The sequence below is a fragment of the Paracoccus subflavus genome, from assembly GCF_004310345.1.
GTDB classification, from domain to species: Bacteria; Pseudomonadota; Alphaproteobacteria; order Rhodobacterales; family Rhodobacteraceae; genus Paracoccus; species Paracoccus subflavus.
In genome coordinates, this window is the sequence record NZ_SISK01000008.1 from 88,534 (window position 1) to 108,525 (window position 19,992).

The 19,992-nt window shown below is 67.6% G+C and carries 17 protein-coding genes; 8 read left to right on the forward strand and 9 right to left on the reverse strand.

Annotated elements, in window-relative coordinates:
* Window positions 1–60: 60 nt before the first annotated feature.
* The 3 genes from EYE42_RS11480 to EYE42_RS11490 are packed head-to-tail and all read right to left on the reverse strand — an operon-like array spanning window position 61 to window position 3,426.
* Complete coding sequence (locus tag EYE42_RS11480; protein WP_130991472.1) at window positions 61–1,092, reverse strand: ABC transporter permease; 1,032 nt, start codon at window positions 1,090–1,092, stop codon at window positions 61–63.
* 25 nt (window positions 1,093–1,117) lie between these two features.
* Window positions 1,118–2,650, reverse strand: a complete 1,533-nt coding sequence (locus EYE42_RS11485) for a sugar ABC transporter ATP-binding protein (protein WP_130991473.1) — start codon at window positions 2,648–2,650, stop codon at window positions 1,118–1,120.
* On the reverse strand, window positions 2,647–3,426 hold the full coding sequence (locus EYE42_RS11490) for a DUF2291 family protein (protein WP_246020755.1): 780 nt from the start codon (window positions 3,424–3,426) through the stop codon (window positions 2,647–2,649). The genes EYE42_RS11485 and EYE42_RS11490 overlap by 4 nt, the downstream gene beginning before the upstream one ends.
* 223 nt (window positions 3,427–3,649) lie before the next feature.
* Between EYE42_RS11490 and EYE42_RS11495 the strand changes: the two genes are divergently transcribed.
* Genes EYE42_RS11495 through EYE42_RS11515 form a run of 5 tightly spaced genes read left to right on the forward strand, consistent with a single transcriptional unit; the run spans window position 3,650 to window position 9,769 of the window.
* Entirely contained in the window at window positions 3,650–5,230 is a 1,581-nt protein-coding gene (locus tag EYE42_RS11495) for an FGGY-family carbohydrate kinase (RefSeq protein WP_130991474.1), read from the forward strand.
* A complete protein-coding gene (locus tag EYE42_RS11500) occupies window positions 5,217–6,734 on the forward strand; it encodes a glycerol-3-phosphate dehydrogenase (protein ID WP_130991475.1) in 1,518 nt (505 codons plus the stop codon). Before EYE42_RS11495 ends, EYE42_RS11500 begins: the two co-directional genes overlap by 14 nt.
* A gap of 5 nt (window positions 6,735–6,739) precedes the next feature.
* Window positions 6,740–7,672 (forward strand): sugar phosphate isomerase/epimerase family protein, encoded by a 933-nt coding sequence (locus EYE42_RS11505; RefSeq protein ID WP_130991543.1) that lies wholly within the window; start codon window positions 6,740–6,742, stop codon window positions 7,670–7,672.
* A 4-nt stretch (window positions 7,673–7,676) separates the two neighbouring features.
* Window positions 7,677–8,822 carry an iron-containing alcohol dehydrogenase gene (locus EYE42_RS11510; RefSeq protein WP_425466567.1) on the forward strand — a complete coding sequence of 382 codons (1,146 nt, stop codon included), beginning with the start codon at window positions 7,677–7,679 and terminating at the stop codon, window positions 8,820–8,822.
* Window positions 8,822–9,769 carry a sugar-binding transcriptional regulator gene (locus EYE42_RS11515; protein ID WP_130991477.1) on the forward strand — a complete coding sequence of 316 codons (948 nt, stop codon included), beginning with the start codon at window positions 8,822–8,824 and terminating at the stop codon, window positions 9,767–9,769. Before EYE42_RS11510 ends, EYE42_RS11515 begins: the two co-directional genes overlap by 1 nt.
* A 66-nt stretch (window positions 9,770–9,835) precedes the next feature.
* Here EYE42_RS11515 and glyA read toward each other — a convergent pair whose 3' ends face one another.
* The 6 genes from glyA to EYE42_RS11545 form a co-directional block, all read right to left on the reverse strand.
* Window positions 9,836–11,101, reverse strand: a complete 1,266-nt coding sequence (gene glyA / locus EYE42_RS11520) for a serine hydroxymethyltransferase (RefSeq protein ID WP_130991478.1) — start codon at window positions 11,099–11,101, stop codon at window positions 9,836–9,838.
* 22 nt (window positions 11,102–11,123) lie between these two features.
* Window positions 11,124–11,654: a sarcosine oxidase subunit gamma gene (locus tag EYE42_RS11525; protein WP_130991479.1), complete on the reverse strand. Its 531-nt coding sequence runs from the start codon at window positions 11,652–11,654 to the stop codon at window positions 11,124–11,126.
* 12 nt (window positions 11,655–11,666) lie between these two features.
* On the reverse strand, window positions 11,667–14,648 hold the full coding sequence (locus EYE42_RS11530) for a sarcosine oxidase subunit alpha (protein WP_130991480.1): 2,982 nt from the start codon (window positions 14,646–14,648) through the stop codon (window positions 11,667–11,669).
* Window positions 14,645–14,953 (reverse strand): sarcosine oxidase subunit delta, encoded by a 309-nt coding sequence (locus EYE42_RS11535; protein ID WP_130991481.1) that lies wholly within the window; start codon window positions 14,951–14,953, stop codon window positions 14,645–14,647. The genes EYE42_RS11530 and EYE42_RS11535 overlap by 4 nt, the downstream gene beginning before the upstream one ends.
* Before the next feature lie 24 nt (window positions 14,954–14,977).
* Complete coding sequence (locus tag EYE42_RS11540; RefSeq protein WP_130991482.1) at window positions 14,978–16,231, reverse strand: sarcosine oxidase subunit beta family protein; 1,254 nt, start codon at window positions 16,229–16,231, stop codon at window positions 14,978–14,980.
* Window positions 16,232–16,327: 96 nt separating this feature from the next.
* Window positions 16,328–17,260, reverse strand: coding sequence for a LysR family transcriptional regulator (locus EYE42_RS11545; protein ID WP_130991483.1), 933 nt, complete (start codon window positions 17,258–17,260; stop codon window positions 16,328–16,330).
* 165 nt (window positions 17,261–17,425) lie between these two features.
* On the opposite strand from EYE42_RS11545, the gene EYE42_RS11550 reads away from it, so the two are divergent.
* The 3 genes from EYE42_RS11550 to catA all read left to right on the forward strand — a co-directional run bounded on the left by EYE42_RS11550 (window position 17,426) and on the right by catA (window position 19,915).
* The gene (locus EYE42_RS11550; RefSeq protein WP_130991484.1) at window positions 17,426–18,613 is read left to right on the forward strand and encodes a muconate/chloromuconate family cycloisomerase; all 1,188 of its coding nucleotides are present in this window, start codon (window positions 17,426–17,428) and stop codon (window positions 18,611–18,613) included.
* Window positions 18,614–18,615: 2 nt separating this feature from the next.
* Window positions 18,616–18,906, forward strand: coding sequence for a muconolactone Delta-isomerase (catC, locus tag EYE42_RS11555; RefSeq protein ID WP_130991485.1), 291 nt, complete (start codon window positions 18,616–18,618; stop codon window positions 18,904–18,906).
* Window positions 18,907–18,976: 70 nt separating this feature from the next.
* Window positions 18,977–19,915, forward strand: a complete 939-nt coding sequence (gene catA / locus EYE42_RS11560) for a catechol 1,2-dioxygenase (RefSeq protein ID WP_130991486.1) — start codon at window positions 18,977–18,979, stop codon at window positions 19,913–19,915.
* Window positions 19,916–19,992: the final 77 nt, after the last annotated feature.

The following is a 19,992-nucleotide window of genomic DNA, read 5'->3' on the forward strand; positions in this document are numbered from 1 at the left end:
TGCCGCGATCGGGCAGGATTGCCGCCCGGACCCCCGGCCCGGACGGAAAGACTGGGGCCGTCAGGACTTGCGCCCGCCGCGCCCGTACTGGATCGAGTTCATCAGCACGGCCAGCACGATCACCGCGCCGGTGAACACCGTCTGCCAGTAGGAACTGACGCCGATGATGACCAGGCCCGCCGACAGGAACCCGATGACGAAGGCGCCCAGCATCGTGCCGCGCACGCCGCCGCGCCCGCCGGTCAGGGCCGCGCCGCCGATCACCACCGCCGCGATGGCGGTCAGTTCATAGGTGGTGCCCGCCGTCGGCCCCGCCGAGGTCAGTTGCGAGGCCAGCACCAGCCCCGCCACCGCCGCAAGCGCCCCCGAGATGGTATAGACGGTGATCTTGACCCGGCGCACCGGCACGCCCGAGAGTTCCGCCGCCCGTTCGTTGCCGCCCGAGGCGTAAAGCCAGCGGCCAAAGGCCGAGCGCGACAGCATCAGCCCGGTCAGGATCGCCACCACGGCCAGCACGATCACGCTGATCGGAACGCCGCCGATCCGGTTGAACCCCAGCCAGTTGAAGCCCGTGTTGCCCAGGGCTTCCTGTCCGCGCAGGTTGTTGTAGGTCAGCCCGTTCGTCATCAGCAGGGCGACCCCGCGCGCGACATACATGACGCCCAGCGTGGCGACAAAGGGCGGCACCTTGAAGAACGCGACCAGCACCCCGTTCAGCGCGCCCACCAGGGCGCCGACGGCAACCGTCAGCACCACCACGGCCCAGACGGGCGGATACAGGATCACCCCCGCCCAGGGCAGTTCGATCCCCTGCATCATCGCCCCCGCGCAGACCCCGCAGAGCGCCAGGATGGATCCGACCGACAGGTCGATGCCGCCGTTCAGGATCACCAGCAGCATGCCCACCGACAGGATCCCGTAGATCGCCACCTGCGACGCCATGATCAGGAAGTTGGACAGGGTAAAGTAGTTCGGCGACAGCACCGAAAAGACGGCGATGATGGCGATCAGCGCGAAAAAGGCGCGGCCTTCCAGCAGCAGGCGGCCAAGGCTGAAGCCGTTTTGCCGGGGCGCGGTGGTGGTGGCTGACATTCCTGTTTCCTCGTTCACTGGCCCGTCAGGCCGCCACGGACTCGCCCGAGGCGGCCATGATCTTTTCCTTGGTGACGGCCGAATCGAATTCGGCCGAAATCCGGCCCTTGTGCATGACGACGATCCGATGGGCGATGGACAGGCATTCGCCGACCTCGGACGTGGAATAGATGACCGCCAGGCCCTGACGCGCGCCCTCGGCCAGCAGGCGGAACACCTCGGCCTTGGCCCCGATGTCGATGCCGCGGGACGGCTCGTCCAGCAGGATGACGCGGGGGTTCGTGGCCAGCATCTTGCCGATCACGACCTTCTGCTGGTTGCCGCCCGACAGCGACCCGATGGGCGCGCCGCCGCCCGAGGTTTTCACGGTCACCTTTCGGATCGTGTCCTCGACCAGCTTGCGCTCGTCGCGGGGGCTGGTGAACAGCCCGCGCGTGAAGGTGCCGATCGAGGCCAGCGACAGGTTCTGCCCGACCGACATGGACTGCACCAGCCCGTCGCGCTGCCGGTCCTCGGGAACAAGCGCCAGACCCCGCGCAATGCGGTCGCCGATGGACAGGTGGGATATTTCGTGGCCGTCCAATACGATTTCGCCGCCCGTGGCGCGCAGCCGTCCCGCGCAGGTTTCCAGCAGTTCGGTGCGCCCCGCGCCCATCAGGCCATAGATACAGACGATTTCGCCCGCGCGCACGTCCAGCGACAGGCCCTGCACCAGATCCTTGCCGGTCGCGTCCGGCACCGACAGGTTGCGGATCGACAGGGCGACCGCGCGCTTGTCGCTGTCGGGCGGGCTGCCCAGGTCGTAGTTCTCGCCCACCATGTTGCGCACGATCCAGTCCAGGTCGATGTCGGCACGCGGCGCATAGGCGGTCATGGTGCCGTCGCGCAGCACCACCGCGTGATCGGTGATGGTCAGCGCTTCTTCCAGGTGGTGCGAGATATAGACGATGCTGACGCCCTTGGCGGTCAGGTCGCGGATCACCTTGAACAGCACCTCGACCTCGCTGGCCGACAGGGCACTGGTCGGTTCGTCCATGATCAGGATGCGGCTGTCCACCGACAGGGCGCGGGCGATTTCGACGATCTGCTGCTGTCCCAGGCGCAGTTCCTCGACCGGGATCAGGGGGTCGATGTCCTCCTCCAGCTCCTCCATCAGGCGTCGGGTCTGGCGTTCCTCCTCGGCGAAGTCCACGCCCAGGGGGCCGCGCAGTTCGCGTCCCATGAAGATGTTGTCGCGCACCGACAGGTTCGGGGCCAGCGACAGTTCCTGATGGATGATGGAAATGCCCCGGTCGCGCGCCTCGTTGGCATCGGCAAAGCCGACCGGCTGACCGTCCAGGATGATCTGGCCGGTGGTGGGCTGGATCACGCCCGACAGGATCTTCATCAGCGTCGATTTGCCCGCGCCGTTCTCGCCGAACAGGGTCGTGACCTGGCCGCGATGGATGTCGAAGTTCACGCCCTTCAGCGCATGGACGTTCCCATAGGACTTGGCGACGTTGCGCGCGGCCAGAACCACCGTGCGCGCGTCCGGCATGTCGTGCGTCCGGCGGGTCATTGGACCGCGACCTCGACCGGGGTGATCATCCAGTTCTTGGGGTTGATCAGGCGAAACGCGCCGGTGACGGTGACGGACTTGCCGGTCAGGTTGGCGGTGTCGATGCCGTCCAGCACGGCGGCCTTCATGGCGCGGTTGATGCCCGATCCCGCGTCCTGGTATTCGATCTGGTTCTTGAAGGCGCCAAAGGCGATGTCGCCCGGCGCGTCGCGCAGATCGGTGCCGTTGATCGCCGGGCCGGTCTGGACCCGGACGGCGATGTCCCCCGGCATCCCCTCGACCGCAAGGGGATAGACGCCGGCGCGCGGCTCGCCAGCCACGCCCGTGACCCGAACGAAGAGAATGGCCCCGGTCGAGGAGGGCGTGCCATAGGTTTCGGCCGCCGCATCCTTGTCGGCCAGCACGGCCTGGCCCAGCGTCGGGGCGTCCACCGCCCTTTCCCGGACAAGGGCCTGGATGCGCGGGAATTCGGCCTGGCCATAGGCGTCGGGCGAAAAGGCCTGCACCCGGACATCTGCCTCGGACCCGATGGGGACCACGGTGGTATCCAGCGCGATGGCCCCCAGAACAACAACGGCAACGGCAAGCCCGGCAACCAGCCTGCGCCGGCCCGGCGCGCGCGGCGCCACGGAAACACCGTCCCGGATCATGGCCTTGGCCCCCGCGGGCAAGGCCAGCAGCCCGGCCCGCCAGTCGCGGGCGGGATCGGATGCGGCACAGCCGCGCTTTCTGCCACCGACATGACCATCATCCCCCCCCTTGCCCTTGCCGCCCATCCCCGACCCTTCGTCATGGTCGAGGCGAGTTCAGCCCGCCTGCAGGGCATACTGCGCAGAGAGTATCTGAAATTAATTTCTATGTCTGCAAAAAAATGCATTCCGGCATCGGGCAGGATCGTGTATGACACATCAAACGGCGCAGGACGTGTTGGGATGCCTGCGGCAGGGGGAATGGGAATGCAGGCCGGGTCATTCAATCCCGTGCAGGGTGGCAGTGTCCATGCCGGGGCGTGACATCCTGATCGGAATCGACGCGGGAACGTCGGTGATCAAGGCTGTGGCCTTCGACCTGCGCGGGCATCAGGTCGGTCTCTTTGCCGTGCCCAACCGTTACAGTGCCGGGCCCGACGGATCGGCCATTCAATCCCTGCCCCGGACATGGGACGATTGCGCGGCGGCGCTGCGGGGCCTGGGCGGGCAGATCGAGGGACTGGCCCGGCGGACGGCGGCCCTGTCGGTGACGGCCCAGGGGGACGGGACCTGGCTGGTGGGGCGCGATGGTCCGGTGGGCGATGCCTGGCTGTGGCTGGACGCCCGCGCGGCACCGACGGTGGCGCGGCTGGCGGCCGGACCCGCCAACCGCGCACGGTTCGAGGCGACGGGGACAGGGCTGAACACATGCCAGCAGGGCGCGCAGATGGCCCATATGGATGCGCATCACCCCGAATTCCTGGATGCCGCGCAGGTGGCGCTGCATTGCAAGGACTGGCTGTATCTGAACCTGACCGGGGTGCGCGCCACCGACCCGTCCGAGGCCAGCTTCACCTTTGGCAATTTCCGCACCCGCCGATACGACGACGCGGTGATCGACGCGCTTGGCCTGACCCATCGCCGCGACCTGCTGCCGCCCATCATCGACGGCACCCAGGTCACGCATCCTCTGACCGCCGACGCCGCGCGCCAGACGGGCCTGCTGGCCGGAACGCCGGTCTGCCTGGGCTATGTGGACATGGTGATGACCGCGCTTGGCGCGGGCGTCCATGATGGGGCGGCGGGCGACGTGGCCTGTTCGACCGTGGGATCGACGGGCGTCCACCTGCGCGCCGTCCGCGCGCAGGACGTGCATCTGAACCCCGAGGGCACGGGCTATGTCATCTGCCTGCCGATCCCCGGCATCGTCACGCAGGTCCAGACCAACATGGCCGCGACGCTGAACCTGGACTGGGTTCTGGGGCTGGCGGCCGGGCTGATGACCGACATGGGCCATGCCGCGACCCCCCGCGACCTGATGGGCCGGATCGAACCCTGGCTGGCGCAGTCCCGGCCCGGCCAGATCGTCTATCACCCCTATATCTCGGACGCGGGCGAACGCGGACCCTTCGTCGATGCCGACGCCCGCGCGGGCTTTGTGGGCCTGTCGGCGGGCCACCGCTATCCCGACCTGATCCGCGCCGTGGCCGAGGGCTTGGGCATGGCCATGCGCGATTGCTATGCCGCCATGGGTCCGCTGCCGTCCGAACTGCGGCTGACGGGCGGTGCCGCCCGGTCGCGCGGGTTGCGCGGCATCCTGTCGGCCAGCCTGAACGCCCCCGTCCGCGTGTCCGACCGCGACGAGGCCGGGGCGGCCGGCGCCGCGATGATGGCCGCCGTCGCCATCGGCGCCTATCCCGACATGGCGTCCTGCATCGCGGAATGGGTCACCCCCCTGCTCGGCCATGCCGAGCCACCCGACCCGGCGCTTGTTACGGCCTATGACGCGTTGTTCAGCGCATTCTCGGCATCCAGGCAGGCCCTGCCGCCTGCCTGGGATTCCCTGGCGGCGGCCCGATCCCTGAAAGGAACCCCTCATGACCCCGGATAACGACATGATCGACCTGTTCGTCATCGGCGGCGGCATCAACGGCGCGGGGGTGGCCCGCGACGCCGCCGGGCGGGGGCTGAAGGTCGTTCTGTGCGAAAAGGACGACCTGGCGCAGGGCACCTCGTCCCGGTCGGGCAAGCTGGTCCATGGCGGGCTGCGCTATCTGGAATATCATGAATTCCGCCTGGTGCGCGAGGCGCTGATCGAACGCGAGGTGCTGCTGGCCGCGGCCCCGCACATCATCTGGCCGATGCGCTTCGTGCTGCCCCATTCGCCCGACGACCGCCCCGCCTGGCTGGTCCGTCTGGGCCTGTTCCTGTACGACCATCTGGGCGGGCGCAACAAGCTGCCGGGCACACGCACGCTGGATCTGCGCCGCGACCCCGAGGGCGCGCCGCTGCTGGACCGGTATCACAAGGGCTTCGAATACAGCGACTGCTGGGTCGATGACGCCCGGCTGGTGGTGCTGAACGCCGTCGGCGCCGCCGAAAAGGGCGCCACGGTCCTGACCCGCAGCCCCTGCGTCTCGGCCCGGCGCGCGGACGGCGCCTGGACCGTCCAGACCCGCAATCAGGTCACGGGCGAGGTTCGCACCTTTCGCGCCCGTTGCCTTGTTAACTGCGCCGGACCCTGGGTGTCGCAGGTCATCAACAACGTCGCGGGCGCCAATTCCAGCCGCAACGTCCGGCTGGTCAAGGGCAGCCACATCATCGTCCCGAAGTGGTGGTCGGGCAGCCAAGCCTATCTGGTGCAGAACCACGACAGGCGGGTGATCTTCATCAACCCCTACGAAGGCGACAAGGCGCTGATCGGCACGACCGACATTCCCTGGGACGACCGGGCCGAGGACGTGGCGATCTCGGACGACGAGATCGACTATCTGCTGGCCGCCGTGAACCGCTATTTCAAGGAAAAGCTGCGCCGGACGGACGTATTGCAGTCCTTTTCGGGCGTCCGGCCGCTGTTCGACGACGGCAAGGGCAACCCTTCGGCGGTGACGCGCGATTACGTGTTTGACCTGGACACGACCGGGGGCGCCCCGCTGCTGAACGTCTTCGGCGGCAAGATCACCACCTTTCGCGAACTGGCCGAACGCGGGATGCACCGGCTGCGGGACATCTTTCCGGCGATGGGACCGGACTGGACGGCCGAGGCCCCCCTGCCCGGAGGCGAGATCGCCAATGCGGACTTCGAATCCTTCCTGAACCTGCTGCGCGAATTGCATCCCTGGATGCCCCGCCCGCTGGTGGTGCATTACGCCCGTCTTTACGGCGCGCGGACCAAGGACGTGGTCGCCGGCGCAATGGGCATGGCGGGCCTTGGCCGGCATTTCGGCGGCACGCTCTATGAAGCCGAGGCCCGTTATCTGGTGGCCCGCGAATGGGCGCAGACGCCCGACGACATCCTGACGCGGCGCACCAAGCATTACCTGCACCTGACCCCCGCCGAACAGGACGCCTTCGCCGACTGGTTCGCCGGGTCGGATCTGGCGCGGGCCGCGTGACCGCCATGGCCCTGACGCTGTCGCTGAACACCAACCCGCTGGTCAACCGCTTCGCCGAACCCGATGATCTGATCGACACGGTCGCGCGCGACCTGCGCATCCGCGACCTGCAACTGACGCATGAGTTCATCAACCCCGGCTGGCCCGCCCCGGTGATCCGCCGGCTGACGCGGGCCATGGGCGCGGCATTGGACCGAACCGGCGTGCGTGTCACCAGCGGCATGACCGGCCCCTATGGTCGCCTCAACCATTTCGGCCACCCCGACCGCGACGTGCGGCGATACTATGTGGACTGGTTCAAGACCTTTGCCGACATCATCGGCGATCTGGGCGGCACGTCGGTGGGCACGCAATTCGCGATCTTCACCTATCGGGACTTTGACGATCCGCAGCGGCGCGAGGATCTGATCCAGACCGCCATCGATTGCTGGGCCGAGGTCGCGGAGCATGCCAAGGCCGCGGGACTGTCCCATGTCTTCTGGGAACCGATGAGCGTGGGCCGCGAGTTCGGCGAAACCATCGCCGCCTGCATGGCCCTTCAGGACCGGCTGACGGCGGCCGGCATGGCGATCCCGATGTGGATGATGGCCGACATCGACCACGGCGACGTGACCAGCCCCGATCCCGACGACACCGACCCCTATGCCTGGGCGCGCGCGGTGCCCCGGGTCAGCCCGATCATCCACATCAAGCAGTCGATGATGGACAAGTCGGGCCACCGCCCCTTTACCGCCGAATTCAACGCCAAGGGCCGCGTCCAGCCCGAACCTCTGCTGGCCGCCCTTGCCGAAGGGGGCGCCGTGGACAACGAAATCTGCCTGGAGCTGTCCTTCAAGGAGCGCGAGCCGAACGACCGTCAGGTGATCGCCCAGATCGCCGAAAGCGTGGGTTTCTGGGCGCCGCATATCGACAGCGGCGCGAGCGATTTGCGGGTTTGACATGATCGCGCCCTTTGCCTTTGCCACCGCGACCGGGGTCCTGTTCGGCAGGGGTCAGTCATCGGCGGCGGCGGCGCGGGTGGCCGGGCTGGGACAGCAGGTGCTGCTGGTTTACGGGCGCGACGCGGGGCGGGCGGTCTGGCTGGCCGATGCCCTTGCCCGGCAAGGCTGCGCAGTCACGGGCTTTTCCGTTCCCCGCGAACCCGACACCGCGCTGATCGAGGATGGGCGGGATGCGGCAGCAGGCGCCCAGGTCGTCGTGGCCCTTGGCGGCGGCGCGGTGATCGACGCGGGCAAGGCGATCGCCGCGCTTGTTCCCGCCACCCGCCCGATCAGGGACCATCTCGAGGTCGTGGGACGGGGCCTGCCGCTGGACCACCCGCCCCTGCCCGTCGTCGCGATCCCCACCACGGCGGGCACCGGGGCCGAGGTCACGCGCAACGCCGTGATCGGCGTGCCTGAACACCGCCGCAAGGTCAGCCTGCGCGATACGCGAATGCTGCCGCGTCTGGCCATCGTCGATCCTGCGCTGACCGACGACTGCCCGCGCGGGGTGACGCTGGCCTCGGGCCTGGATGCGATCACGCAGGTGATCGAACCCTATGTCTGCACCCGCGCCAATCCGTTGACCGACGCGCTGTGCCGCGACGCGATCCCGCGCGGCCTGTCGGCGATCCGGCGGTTGATGGAGGGCGAAGACCCTGACGCGCGCGACGACATGGCCTGGGTATCGCTGTGCGGGGGGCTGGCCCTTGCCAATGCGGGTCTTGGGGCGGTCCACGGGCTTGCCGGCCCCCTTGGCGGGCTGACCGGGGCGCCGCATGGCGCGATCTGCGGGGTGCTGTTGCCGCATGTGCTGATGGCGAACCGCCGCGCCGCGACCGACCCCGAGGCCGTGGAGCGGCTGGATCAGGTCGCCCGCTGGATCGGCGCGGCCTTTGACGCGCCTCTCGCCTCGATGCCCGAGGCCGCGCGGGCGCTTGCCGACTGGTCCCACGATGCGGGCCTGCCGGCGCTGTCTGCCCTGGGTGTCGCCCCCGAGGCGCAGGCCGTCGCGGCCGAGACGGCGGCGGCCTCCTCCTCGATGAAGGCCAATCCGGCGGCGCTGACCCCCGGCACGCTGCGCCGGATCATGGAGGATGCGGGCTGATGGCGCGGCATGGCGGGACCGACCCCGAACACAGCCTGGCGATCCGCGCGGCCTGGCTGCACTATGCGGGCGGGCTGACGCAGGCGGCGGTGGCCAAGCGGCTGGGCCTGCCGGGCGTCAAGGCGCATCGCCTGATCGCCCGTGCCGTGGCCGAAGGGATGGTCAAGGTGTCCATCGACGGCGAGATCGTCGAATGCGCAGCGCTGGAACACCGGCTTTGCGAGCGTTTCGGCCTGGACTTCTGCGAGGTCGCCCCCGATCTGGGCGAAGACGGGATCCCCCTGCGCGCCCTGGGGCTGGCTGGCGCCGCCTTTCTGCGACGGATCATCGCGCGGGGCGAGGACCGGGTGATCGGCCTGGGCCACGGCCGCACGCTGGCCGCCGTGGTCCAGCAACTGCCGCGCATCGACGCCGGGGCGGTCCGGTTCGTATCGGTCCTGGGCGGCCTGACCCGTCATTACGCGGCAAACCCCCATGACGTGATGCACAGCCTGGCCCGCAAGACCGGCGCGCAGGCCTTTGTCCTGCCGGTGCCCTTTTTCGCCAACAGCGAGGCCGACCGTGCGGTGCTGCTGGACCAGCCCGGCGTGCGCGAGATTTTCGACCTGTCGAACAGCGCCAGCCTGAAATTCGTGGGCATGGGAACGGCGGATATGGGCGCGCAACTGGTAGCGTCCGGCATGATCGAGGCGCGCGAGATCGCCGAGATCAGCAAAGCGGGCGGCGTGGCCGAGATGATGGGCCATTTCTTCGACGCCGCCGGAAACCTGCTGGATACCACGCTCAGCGCGCGAACGCTGTCGGTGGAACTGGCCGGGGGCGATCACCGGATCGTGGCGATCGCGGGCGGACCCGAAAAGACCGCCGCAATCCGCGCCGTATTGAACAGCGGTCTTTTGTCCGGGCTGATCACCGACGAGGCATCGGCAAGCGCCTTGATGTCCTGACCGCCGCCCGCACAGGCCGAGGCGGCGGCGCGCTGTCCATGACGATGCAGGACCGACGCTCTCGTGTCAGTCCCGATAGATCGGGAAGCGGTTGCAGATCGCAAGGACTTCGGCACGTATCTCGGCCTCGATCGCCGCATCGCCACCGGGGTTCTGGCCAAGCGCGCGCAGCACCCGCAGGATTATGGCGCCGATCTGGCGGAACTCGGCCTCGGCGAAACCGCGGGTGGTTCCCGCCGAACTGCCCAGCCGGATGCCGGAGGTGACAAAGGGCTTTTCCGGGTCGAACGGAATGGCGTTCTTGTTGCAGGTCAGGCCCGCGCGTTCCAGGGCGATTTCCGCCGCCTTGCCGGTCACGCCCAGCGGCCGCAGGTCGCACAGCACCATGTGGCAGTCGGTGCCGCCCGACACGATGCCCACGCCGCCCTTGGCCAGTGCATCGGCCAGGGCGCGGGCATTGGCGATGACGCAGGCGCCATAATCGGCAAAGGAGGGTTGCAGCGCCTCGCCGAAGGCCACGGCCTTGGCGGCAATCACATGCATCAGCGGGCCGCCCTGGTTGCCGGGAAACACCGCCGAATTCAGCTTTTTCGCCAGCCCCTCGTCATTGGTCAGGATCACGCCGCCGCGCGGGCCGCGCAGCGTCTTGTGCGTGGTCGAGGTGACGACATGGGCGTGCGGCACCGGGTTGGGGTAATGCCCGCCGGCGATCAGCCCCGCGTAATGAGCCATGTCCACCATCAGAAAGGCCCCCACCTCGTCGGCGATGGCCCGGAAGGCGGCAAAGTCGATCTGGCGCGGATAGGCGGATGCGCCCGCCACGATCAGCTTGGGCCGGGTTTCCAGGGCCTTGGCGCGCACCTTGTCCATGTCGACCAGATGGGTGTCGGGCTCGACCTCATAGGAGACGACGTCGAACCACTTGCCCGACATGGTCACCGGCGATCCGTGCGTCAGGTGCCCGCCATGGGCCAGCGACAGGCCCATGATCCGGTCGCCGGGCGACAGCAGCGCCAGGAACACCGCCTGGTTGGCCTGTGCGCCGGAATGCGGCTGGACATTGGCATGACCGGCGCCGAACAGCCGCTTCAGCCGGTCGATGGCGATCTCCTCGATCTCGTCCACGAACTCGCAGCCGCCGTAATAGCGTTTGCCGGGATACCCTTCGGCATATTTGTTCGTCAGCACCGAGCCTTGCGCGATCAGCACGTCGCGGCTGACGATGTTTTCGGACGCGATGAGTTCGATCTGGTCCTGCTGGCGCGCCAGTTCGCGCCCGATGGCGGCGGCGACGGCATCGTCCGTCAGGGTGGGGGTCTTGGCGTCAAGCATTCTTCATCTCCCTCGGGATCGGTCACAGACCTGCATGGAATTCGGTTTCCACCTGGGCCAGCAGCGCCCGCACATGGGGGGCGAAGCTGCGCCAGACATCCATGCGGAATTCGGCCGGGCCGTCGCGCCACACTATCACGGTGGCGCTGTCGAAGACAGTCCGGGCCGCCGTGCCGACCGCCATGGCCGCGACATCGCGCGGACAGCAGGTCGTCAGCGCGTCCACCGCCGCCGGGCCGGACAGGCGCAGGGTGATTTCCCGGTCGCTGATGTCCACAAGGCTGTGCGGCGCATCCGAATAAACCGCGCGGGCGGCCTTTGGCAGCCCGGCGCCTTCGGGCGCGGTGATCAGCCATTCGTCGGGACCCAGGCACAGCGCCTCGGCGCCATGGGCGGCGGCGCGTGCGCCCACGCGGGACGGCAGGTCAAGGCCCATCGCCCGGGCCAGCGTCGCGCGATGGGCGGGCTTGACCCGCAGGGACAGGCGCAAGCCGGGGGCGATTTCCTCGATCAGGATGGGCGAGGCATGGAATTGATGCTTTTCATAGGTCATCGCCGTCTCTCCTTATGCCTTCAGCCGCGTGTTGTCGGGATCGTAGAACACGGTCGAGGTGATCTTGGCCTTGCGCACCCCGTCCGGCATCGGGACGAACACCGTCTCGCCCATCCGGTCGAACCCGCCCTCGATCACCGCCATGGCGATGGGATGGCCCATGGTCGAATGATAGGACGAGGTGACGTGACCCACCATCTTCATGGGCGTCTGTTGGTCCGGATCCAGCACGATCTGCGCGCCTTCCTGCAGCAGGCTGCCGTCCTCGGTCAGCAGGCCGACCAGTTGCTTGCGGCCCTTGGCGACGATGTCGGGACGCGACAGGGACCGCTTGCCGACAAAATCCGCTTTGGCCTTGCCGATGGCCCAATCCAGGCCCGCGTCCGCAGGCGTCACGGTGCCGTCGGTGTCCTGGCCCACGATGATATAGCCCTTCTCGGCCCGCAGCACATGCATCGTCTCGGTGCCGTAGGGGCAGATGTCATAGGGCCTGCCGGCCTCCATCAGCGCCGTCCACAGCGTCAGGCCGTGGCGGGCGGGCACGTTCACCTCGAAGCCGATCTCGCCGGTGAAGGACAGGCGGAACAGGCGCGCGGGCAGGCCGGCGACGGTGCAGTCGGCGCAGGACATGTGCGGGAAATCGTTCCAGTCCACCCCCTGGACCAGCGGTTGCAGCATCCTCAAAGCGTTCGGCCCGTTCAGCGCGACCGTGGCCCATTGTTCGGTGGTCGAGGTCAGCCAGACGTCCAGATCCGGCCATTCGGTTTGCAGGTAATCCTCCATCATCGTCAGCACGCGGGCGGCGCCGCCGGTCGTCGTGGTGACGTGGAACAGGTCGGGGGACAGCCGTCCGATCACCCCGTCGTCGCGGATGAAGCCGTCCTCGCCCAAGAGCAGGCCATAGCGGCAGCGGCCCGGTTGAAGCTTGGTCCAGGGATTGGTGTACAGGCGGTTCATGAATTCGACCGCATCCGGCCCCGCGACCTCGATCTTGCCCAGGGTGGATGCGTCGAAGATGCCCAGGGATGCCCGTGTCGCCTTGCATTCGCGCAAGACGGCTTCGTGCATGTCCTCGCCCGGTTTCGGGAAATACCAGGCCCGGAGCCATTGCGCGACGGGTTCGAACACCGCGCCGTTCGCCTCGGCCCAGGGGTCGATGGGGGTCTTGCGGGTCGGCTGGAAGGTCTCGCCGCGCAGGTATCCGCAGAAGGCGCCGAAGCTGGTCGGCGTATAGGGCGGGCGGAAGGTGGTCAGGCCCACCTGCGGGGGCGCCTTGCCAAGCGCGTCGGCGGCGATCATCAGCCCGTTGATGTTGGACATCTTGCCCTGGTCGGTCGCCATGCCGTTGGTGGTATAGCGCTTGACATGCTCGATCGACCGCATCCCCTCGCGCACGGCCAGGCGGATGTCCTTGGCGGTCACGTCGTTCTGGAAGTCGACAAAGGCGCGCGCCTTGCCCGGATTGCCGTCGGTCGGCAGCTCGGCATGGCTGGTGCCCGTGCCGGGGCGGTCGTTCGTGACATGGAATCCCGCCGGGTGGCCCACGCGACCCAGCCCTTCAAGCGCGCGCAGACCCGCCGCCGCGCCATCGGCCAGCACCGGGTCATAGCCCCACAGCCCGCGCCCGGCGCCCGCGATCTCCACCTCCTCGGTCTTGCGGTCGGGCAGGAAGGTCTGGCCGCCCCCGTCCCAGACCAGCGATCCCCTGGTATGGGAAAACAGGTGCAGCGAGGGCGTCCAGCCGCCGCACATCAGCAGGCAGTCGCAGGGAACGGTCCGGCCCCCGCCGACGGTGCCGCCCCGGACGGCGGCAGCGCGGACGGATTTCACGCGCAGACGGCCTGTCGTGGTGGTGACGGTGTGGCCCGCCAGCACCTCGATCCCCCGGCTGCGGGCGCCATCCAACAGGTCGGGGCGCACCTCATCGCGGGTGTCGATGATCGCCGCGACGCGGGCGCCGTTGTCGGCCAGATCGAAGGCGGCGTGATAGGCGCTGTCATGGCTGGTGACGACCGCCGGGGTGTCGCCCACCCGGACGCCATACTTGTGCAGATAGGTTTGCGCGGCGCCGGCCAGCATCACGCCCGGACGGTCGTTGCCGTCGAACACCAGCGGCTTTTCCAAAGCGCCTTGGGCCAGAACCACCTGCCGGGCACGGACCCGCCACAGGCGTTCGCGCGGCGCGCCCTTGGGCGGGCTGTCCAGGTGGTCGGTCAGCCGCTGGCACAGTCCCACCATGTTCTGATGGTAATAGCCGATGGCGGTGGTCCGGGTCATCAGCCGCACCCCCGCCGCGCGCAGGCGGCCCAGTTGCGCGTCGATCCAGTCCCAGGCGGACTTGCCGTCGATCTGCACGGCGGGATCGGACAGCAGCGATCCGCCCATCTCGGGGTTCTCGTCCACCAGCGTCACGTCTGCGCCCGATTGCGCGGCCGCCATGGCGGCGGCGATGCCTGCAGGACCGGCGCCCACGATCAGAACGTCGGTGTGCAGATAGCGGCTGGCATAATGGTCGGGATCGGGTTCGGTCGGCGACTTGCCCAGGCCGGCAGCGCCCCGGATCACGGGTTCATACACCTTGTCCCAGAACGACTTCGGCCACATGAAGGTCTTGTAGTAGAACCCGGCCGAGAACAGCATATAGGCCCGGTCGTTGATCGCGCCCAGATCGAAGGACAGCGAGGGCCACTTGTTCTGGCTTTCGGCGACCAGTCCGGCGCGCAGCTCCTGCACGGTGGCGCGGGTGTTGGGTTCGAACCGCCCCTTGCCGCGGCTGGTGCCGATCAGCGCGTTCGGTTCCTCGGACCCTGCCGTGACCGCACCGCGCGGACGGTGATACTTGAAGGAGCGGCCCATCAGGTGAACGCCGTTGGCCAGCAGGGCGGATGCGACCGTATCGCCGCGCAGTCCCGCATAGATCTTGGCGTCGAAGGTGAACGACACGGGCGCGCCATGATCGACGCGGCCCTTGCCGGGGATGCGATAGCGGCTCATTCGGCGGCCTCCCGGGTCAGGGTGGGGTTGTTCAGGTCGGGCCTTGCCTCGCCCGCCTTGTAGGTCATCAGGAACCGGTCGCTGACCGTGTCGCGCAGGGCGTTGAAGAACCGCCCGCAGCCGACATGGCGCCAGCGTTCGTAATGCGGGCCGCGCGCGTTGGTGCGGATGAACAGGAAGTCGCGCCATTCCGCGTCCGACAGCGCGGACGGGTCGGCGGGCCGGGCGATATGCGCCTCTCCGGCATAGGTGAATTCCAGCTCGGGCAGGGTGTCGTCGCAATAGGGGCAGTGGATCAGCAGCATGGCGGGTTCCTCAATGCGCGCAGATCAGTGCGCGACGGCGGCGGCGGCGGCTTCGTCGATCAGCCGGCCGGTGGCAAAGCGTTCCAGCGTGAAGGGCGCGTTCAGCGGGTGCGGCTCGTCTTTGGCGACGGTCCAGGCCAGCAGATGCGCGGCCCCCGGCGTGGCCTTGAAGCCGCCGGTGCCCCAGCCGCAGTTGACATACAGCCCCTTGATCGGCGTCTTGCCCAGGATGGCGCTGCGGTCGGGCGTCACATCGACGATGCCCCCCCATTTGCGCAGCATCCGCATCCGGGTGAAGATCGGAAACACCTCGCAGATGGCGGCCACGGTGTGTTCGATCAGCGGCAGACCGCCGCGCTGGCTATAGCTGGTGTACTGGTCGGTGCCCGATCCGATCACCAGTTCGCCCTTGTCGGACTGGCTGATATAGGCGTGGACGGTGTTCGACATGACGACGCAGGGAAAGATCGGCTTGACCGGCTCGCTGACAAGCGCCTGAAGCGGAAAGCTTTCCAGCGGCATCCGCAGCCCGGCGCTGTCCATCACCACGCTGGTGTTGCCCGCCGCCGAGACCGCGACCTTTTTCGCGCGGATGAAGCCCTTGGCGGTCTCGACGCCGATCACCGCCCCGTCCGGCCCGCGCCGGATCGCGGTGACCGCGCAGTTCTGGATGATGTCCACGCCCCGGGCTGCCGCCGCGCGGGCATAGCCCCAGGCCACCGCGTCATGGCGCGCCGTGCCCGCCCGCATCTGCAAGGCCGCGCCCATCACCGGATAGCGGGCATCGAGGCTGATGTTCAGCGGCGGGCAGAATTCCTTGGCTTCGGCCGCGGTCAGCCAGCGGTTGTCCACGCCGTTCAGCCGGTTCGAATGAACGTGACGCTGAAAGGACTGCACGTCATGGACATTGTGCGCCAGCATCATCACGCCGCGTTTGGAATACATGACGTTGTAGTTCAGATCCCGGGACAGGTCGTCCCACAGATCCAGCGCGTGGTCATAGAGCTTGGCGCTTTCGTCATAGAGATAGTTCGACCGGATGATGGTGGTGTTGCGCCCCGTGTTGCCGCCGCCCAGCCAGCCCTTGTCGATCACCGCGACATTGGTGATGCCGTGTTCTTTCGCCAGATAGTAGGCCGCGCCCAGGCCGTGCCCGCCCGCACCCACGATCACCACGTCGTATTCGGCCCTGGGCTGGCTGTCCGGCCACTGTTCGCGCCAGCCCTTGTGGCCGTTGAGCGCCTGTTTCAGCAGCGAGAAGGCGGAAAAATGGGTCATGGCGGGCCGAACCTTCGATTCCAGGGGTGGCGCCACCATGCCCCGAGCCATCCCCGCCTGACGGAAGGCTTGCGTCAGCGAAATGTCAGATTTGCGTCACCCTTCCTCGACCGGATGAATGTTGTTCGTCATGAGCCAGGGCGGATTTTCGGCATACATGTCGCGGATCAGCCTTTTGACCAGATCCAGGTACCGAGAGGTGTCGCCCGAACGGTGATACAGGATCACCGGCGATGTCGCCCCCGGACTGTCGATCACCCGATAACTCAGGTCCGACCGCATCTGCCGCGCCGACGACGGAATGATGCAAATCCCCGACTGCGCGGCCACAAGCCCCAGGGCGGTCTGGATCTCGCGGACCTCCAGCACGTCGCCGGGCCGCGCCTCGGCCTCGTGCAGCAGGTGCAGGACATGGTCCGCATAGCTGGGCCGCGGCTCTTTGGGATAGACGATCAGCTTCTGCCTGGCCAGGGCCTCCAGAGGCAGGGGCATCGCATCCCTGGCCAGGGGCACGTCCGGCGGCAGGGCGACCACCAGCCGTTCTTCGCGCAGGACGGTGCTGACGATCCCCGCATCGATATGTTTCAGACGCCCGAAGCCCATGTCGATCCGCCCTTCCTTCAGCGCGGGGATCTGCTGGATCGACAGCATCTCCAGCAACTGGATATCCAGATCCGGCGCGTTCTGGCGCAACTTGCGCACAAGCGTCGGCAACCCCCCGTAAAGGGTCGAGGCGACAAAACCGATGGACAGAAGCTGGTTGCGGTTCTGTCCCACGCGCCGTGTGGCATCCTTCATCTGATCCACGCGGCCCAGAACCTGCAACGATTGTTCATACAACAGGCGGCCCGCATCGGTCAGGCGGATCGGCCGGGTTTTCCGCAGAAACAGGGCGACGCCCAGTTCCTCCTCGAGCAACTGGATCTGACGGCTAAGGGGGGGCTGCGCGATGTGGAGCTGTTCCGCCGCCCGGGTGAAGTTCCGTTCCCGCGCCACCGCCACGAAATAGCGCAACTGCCGCAGATCCATACCCGTTACCCCTTTCAAGCCACCGACCCGCCTTGTCGCGGCCTGCATTTCCTGAAATTCCGGCTGCGGCTTCTGACCCGGATGTCCAGCACAATACCTTTCCGGTATATTAATACATGGAAACGGTGTTGGACGAAAGACCCATGCCGATGTCATCTTTCCGACATGAACCAGTCCTTCGCCCCCCGCCCCCATACCGACACCGCCAGCCCCGTCGTCACCGGGGTGGACACGGTGATCCTGGATCTGCCGACGATCCGGCCGCACAAGCTGTCGGTCGCCACCATGAACGGCCAGGTGCTGATGCTGGTGCGCGTGCATTGCAGCGACGGCATCACCGGCATCGGCGAGGGCACCACCATCGGCGGCCTCGCCTATGGCGGGGAAAGCCCTGAAAGCATGAAGGTCAACATCGACACCTGGTTCGCCCCGGTGATGGTCGGTCAGGACGCGACGCGTGTGCAGGCGCTGATGGCGCGACTGGGCAGGATGGTCAAGGACAACCGCTTTGCCAAATCCGCCGTGGAATGCGCGCTGCTGGACGCCCATGGCAAACGTCTGGGCCTGCCGGTCAGCGAACTGCTGGGCGGACGCCGCCGCGACCGGCTGCCGGTGGCCTGGACGCTGGCCTCGGGCGACACCGACCGCGACATCGCCGAGGCGGAACGGATGCTGGATCTGCGCCGGCACAATATCTTCAAGCTGAAGATCGGTGCCCGCGCCATCCGCGACGACATCGCCCATGTTGCCCGCATCAAGACGGCGCTCGGCGACCGGGGCGCGGTGCGGGTGGACGTGAACATGGCCTGGTCCGAAGGGGAGGCGGCCTTCGGCATGGCCGCCCTGGCCGATGCGGGCTGCGAACTGGTGGAACAGCCCGTGGCCTCTGCCGCGGCCCTGACGCGGCTGGTGCGCCGTTTCCCCGTGGCGCTGATGGCCGACGAATCGCTGACCGGCCCGGAAAGCGCCTTTGACCTGGCCCGCGTGCAAGGCGCCGATGTCTTTGCCGTCAAGCTGGAACAAAGCGGCGGCGCCTTCAACGCGCTACGCGTCGCGGCCATCGCCGATGCGGCGGGGATCGGGCTTTACGGCGGCACCATGCTGGAAGGCGCGGTGGGCACGGTGATCTCGGCCCATGCCTTTGCCACCTTCGCCAACCTGCAATGGGGCACCGAACTGTTCGGCCCGCTGCTGCTGACCGAGGACATCCTGCAAACGCCGCTGGACTACCGCGACTTTGAACTGATCGTCCCCGCCGGTCCCGGCCTTGGCGTGACGCTGGATGACGACCGGGTGGCCTTCTTCGCCCGCGACGGCATCCGCAGGACGATCAGCCTGCCCGGAAAGGAATGACCATGCTGTTTCATGTCACCATGGATGTGAATATCCCCCGCGACCTGTCCGCCGATGACCGGGCCGAGATCCTGGCACGCGAAAAGACCTATTCGCAGGATTTGCAGCGCCAGGGCACGTGGCGCCACATTTGGCGGATCGCAGGGCACTATGCCAACGTCAGCATCTTCGACGTCCGCGACAACGCCGAACTGCACGACATCCTGTCGGGCCTGCCCTTGTTTCCCTTCATGGACATCAAGGTAACGCCGCTGCTGCGCCATCCGTCGGCCATCCGCGACGACGACAGGTGATCCGACCCCCGGACCGGCGGGGGAGCCGGTCCGACCCAGTTTCCCTATGAATCCAGGAGGAGAAAAACCCATGACCGTCAAGATCTTCGACCGCCCCGATGTGCAGGCATTCCTGCGCGAACTGAGCGGCCTGAACAATGGCGATGGCAACCCGCGCATGAAAGAGATCACGCACCGCCTGATGTCCGACCTGTTCCGCGCCATCGACGACCTGAACATCACCCCCGACGAATACTGGATGGGCGTTGCCTGGCTGAACGACCTGGGCGCCGCCGGTCAGGCCGGCCTGGTCTCGCCCGGCCTGGGGATCGATCATTTCCTGGACGAGCGTCTGGACGCCATCGACGCCGACCTGGGGATCGAGAACCCGACCCCGCGCACCATCGAAGGCCCGCTCTATGTGGCCGGCGCCCCGGAATCGGTGGGCTTTGCCCGCCTGGACGACGGCACCGACACCGATGGCCACACGCTGATCATGCATGGCACAGTCCACGACGCGACCGGCAGGCCCCTGCCCGGCGCCAAGGTCGAGGTCTGGCACTGCGACACGCGCGGCTTTTATTCGCATTTCGACCCGACCGGCAAGCAGGCGCCCTTCAACATGCGCCGCACGATCATCACCGACGACCAGGGCCGCTACAGGTTCCAGAGCATCCTGCCCTCGGGCTATGGCGTGCCGCCCGGCAGCCCGACCGAAAAGCTGCTGACGGCCCTTGGCCGCCATGGTCAGCGCCCGGCCCATATCCATTTCTTCGTCAGCGGTGACGGACACCGCAAGCTGACCACCCAGATCAACATCGAGGGTGATCCGCTGATCGACGACGACTTTGCCTATGCCACCCGCGATGGCCTGGTGCCCCATGTCGTCGAGCGCACGGACGAGGACAGCATTCATGCCAACGGCCTGAACGGTCCCTTTGCCGAGATCAGCTTCGACATCCACCTGACCGCCCTGATTGACGGTCTGGACAACCAGATCAACGAACAGCGCCGCCGCGCCGCGGCCTGACCCGACGATCCGGGGCGGCCCCGAAACGGCCGCCCTGCCCCGCCATTCCGCAGCCCAACAACGACATCAGAGCAGGG

What these genes read in the sequence shown, in the direction of transcription:
- EYE42_RS11480 (WP_130991472.1), bottom strand. Translation starts at nt 1,092, where the DNA reads ATGTCAGCCACCACCACCGCGCCCCGGCAAAACGGCTTCAGCCTTGGC.
- EYE42_RS11485 (WP_130991473.1), bottom strand. Translation starts at nt 2,650, where the DNA reads ATGACCCGCCGGACGCACGACATGCCGGACGCGCGCACGGTGGTTCTG.
- EYE42_RS11490 (WP_246020755.1), bottom strand. Translation starts at nt 3,426, where the DNA reads ATGGGCGGCAAGGGCAAGGGGGGGGATGATGGTCATGTCGGTGGCAGA.
- EYE42_RS11495 (WP_130991474.1), top strand. Translation starts at nt 3,650, where the DNA reads ATGCCGGGGCGTGACATCCTGATCGGAATCGACGCGGGAACGTCGGTG.
- EYE42_RS11500 (WP_130991475.1), top strand. Translation starts at nt 5,217, where the DNA reads ATGACCCCGGATAACGACATGATCGACCTGTTCGTCATCGGCGGCGGC.
- EYE42_RS11505 (WP_130991543.1), top strand. Translation starts at nt 6,740, where the DNA reads ATGGCCCTGACGCTGTCGCTGAACACCAACCCGCTGGTCAACCGCTTC.
- EYE42_RS11515 (WP_130991477.1), top strand. Translation starts at nt 8,822, where the DNA reads ATGGCGCGGCATGGCGGGACCGACCCCGAACACAGCCTGGCGATCCGC.
- glyA (WP_130991478.1), bottom strand. Translation starts at nt 11,101, where the DNA reads ATGCTTGACGCCAAGACCCCCACCCTGACGGACGATGCCGTCGCCGCC.
- EYE42_RS11525 (WP_130991479.1), bottom strand. Translation starts at nt 11,654, where the DNA reads ATGACCTATGAAAAGCATCAATTCCATGCCTCGCCCATCCTGATCGAG.
- EYE42_RS11530 (WP_130991480.1), bottom strand. Translation starts at nt 14,648, where the DNA reads ATGAGCCGCTATCGCATCCCCGGCAAGGGCCGCGTCGATCATGGCGCG.
- EYE42_RS11535 (WP_130991481.1), bottom strand. Translation starts at nt 14,953, where the DNA reads ATGCTGCTGATCCACTGCCCCTATTGCGACGACACCCTGCCCGAGCTG.
- EYE42_RS11540 (WP_130991482.1), bottom strand. Translation starts at nt 16,231, where the DNA reads ATGACCCATTTTTCCGCCTTCTCGCTGCTGAAACAGGCGCTCAACGGC.
- EYE42_RS11545 (WP_130991483.1), bottom strand. Translation starts at nt 17,260, where the DNA reads ATGGATCTGCGGCAGTTGCGCTATTTCGTGGCGGTGGCGCGGGAACGG.
- EYE42_RS11550 (WP_130991484.1), top strand. Translation starts at nt 17,426, where the DNA reads ATGAACCAGTCCTTCGCCCCCCGCCCCCATACCGACACCGCCAGCCCC.
- catC (WP_130991485.1), top strand. Translation starts at nt 18,616, where the DNA reads ATGCTGTTTCATGTCACCATGGATGTGAATATCCCCCGCGACCTGTCC.
- catA (WP_130991486.1), top strand. Translation starts at nt 18,977, where the DNA reads ATGACCGTCAAGATCTTCGACCGCCCCGATGTGCAGGCATTCCTGCGC.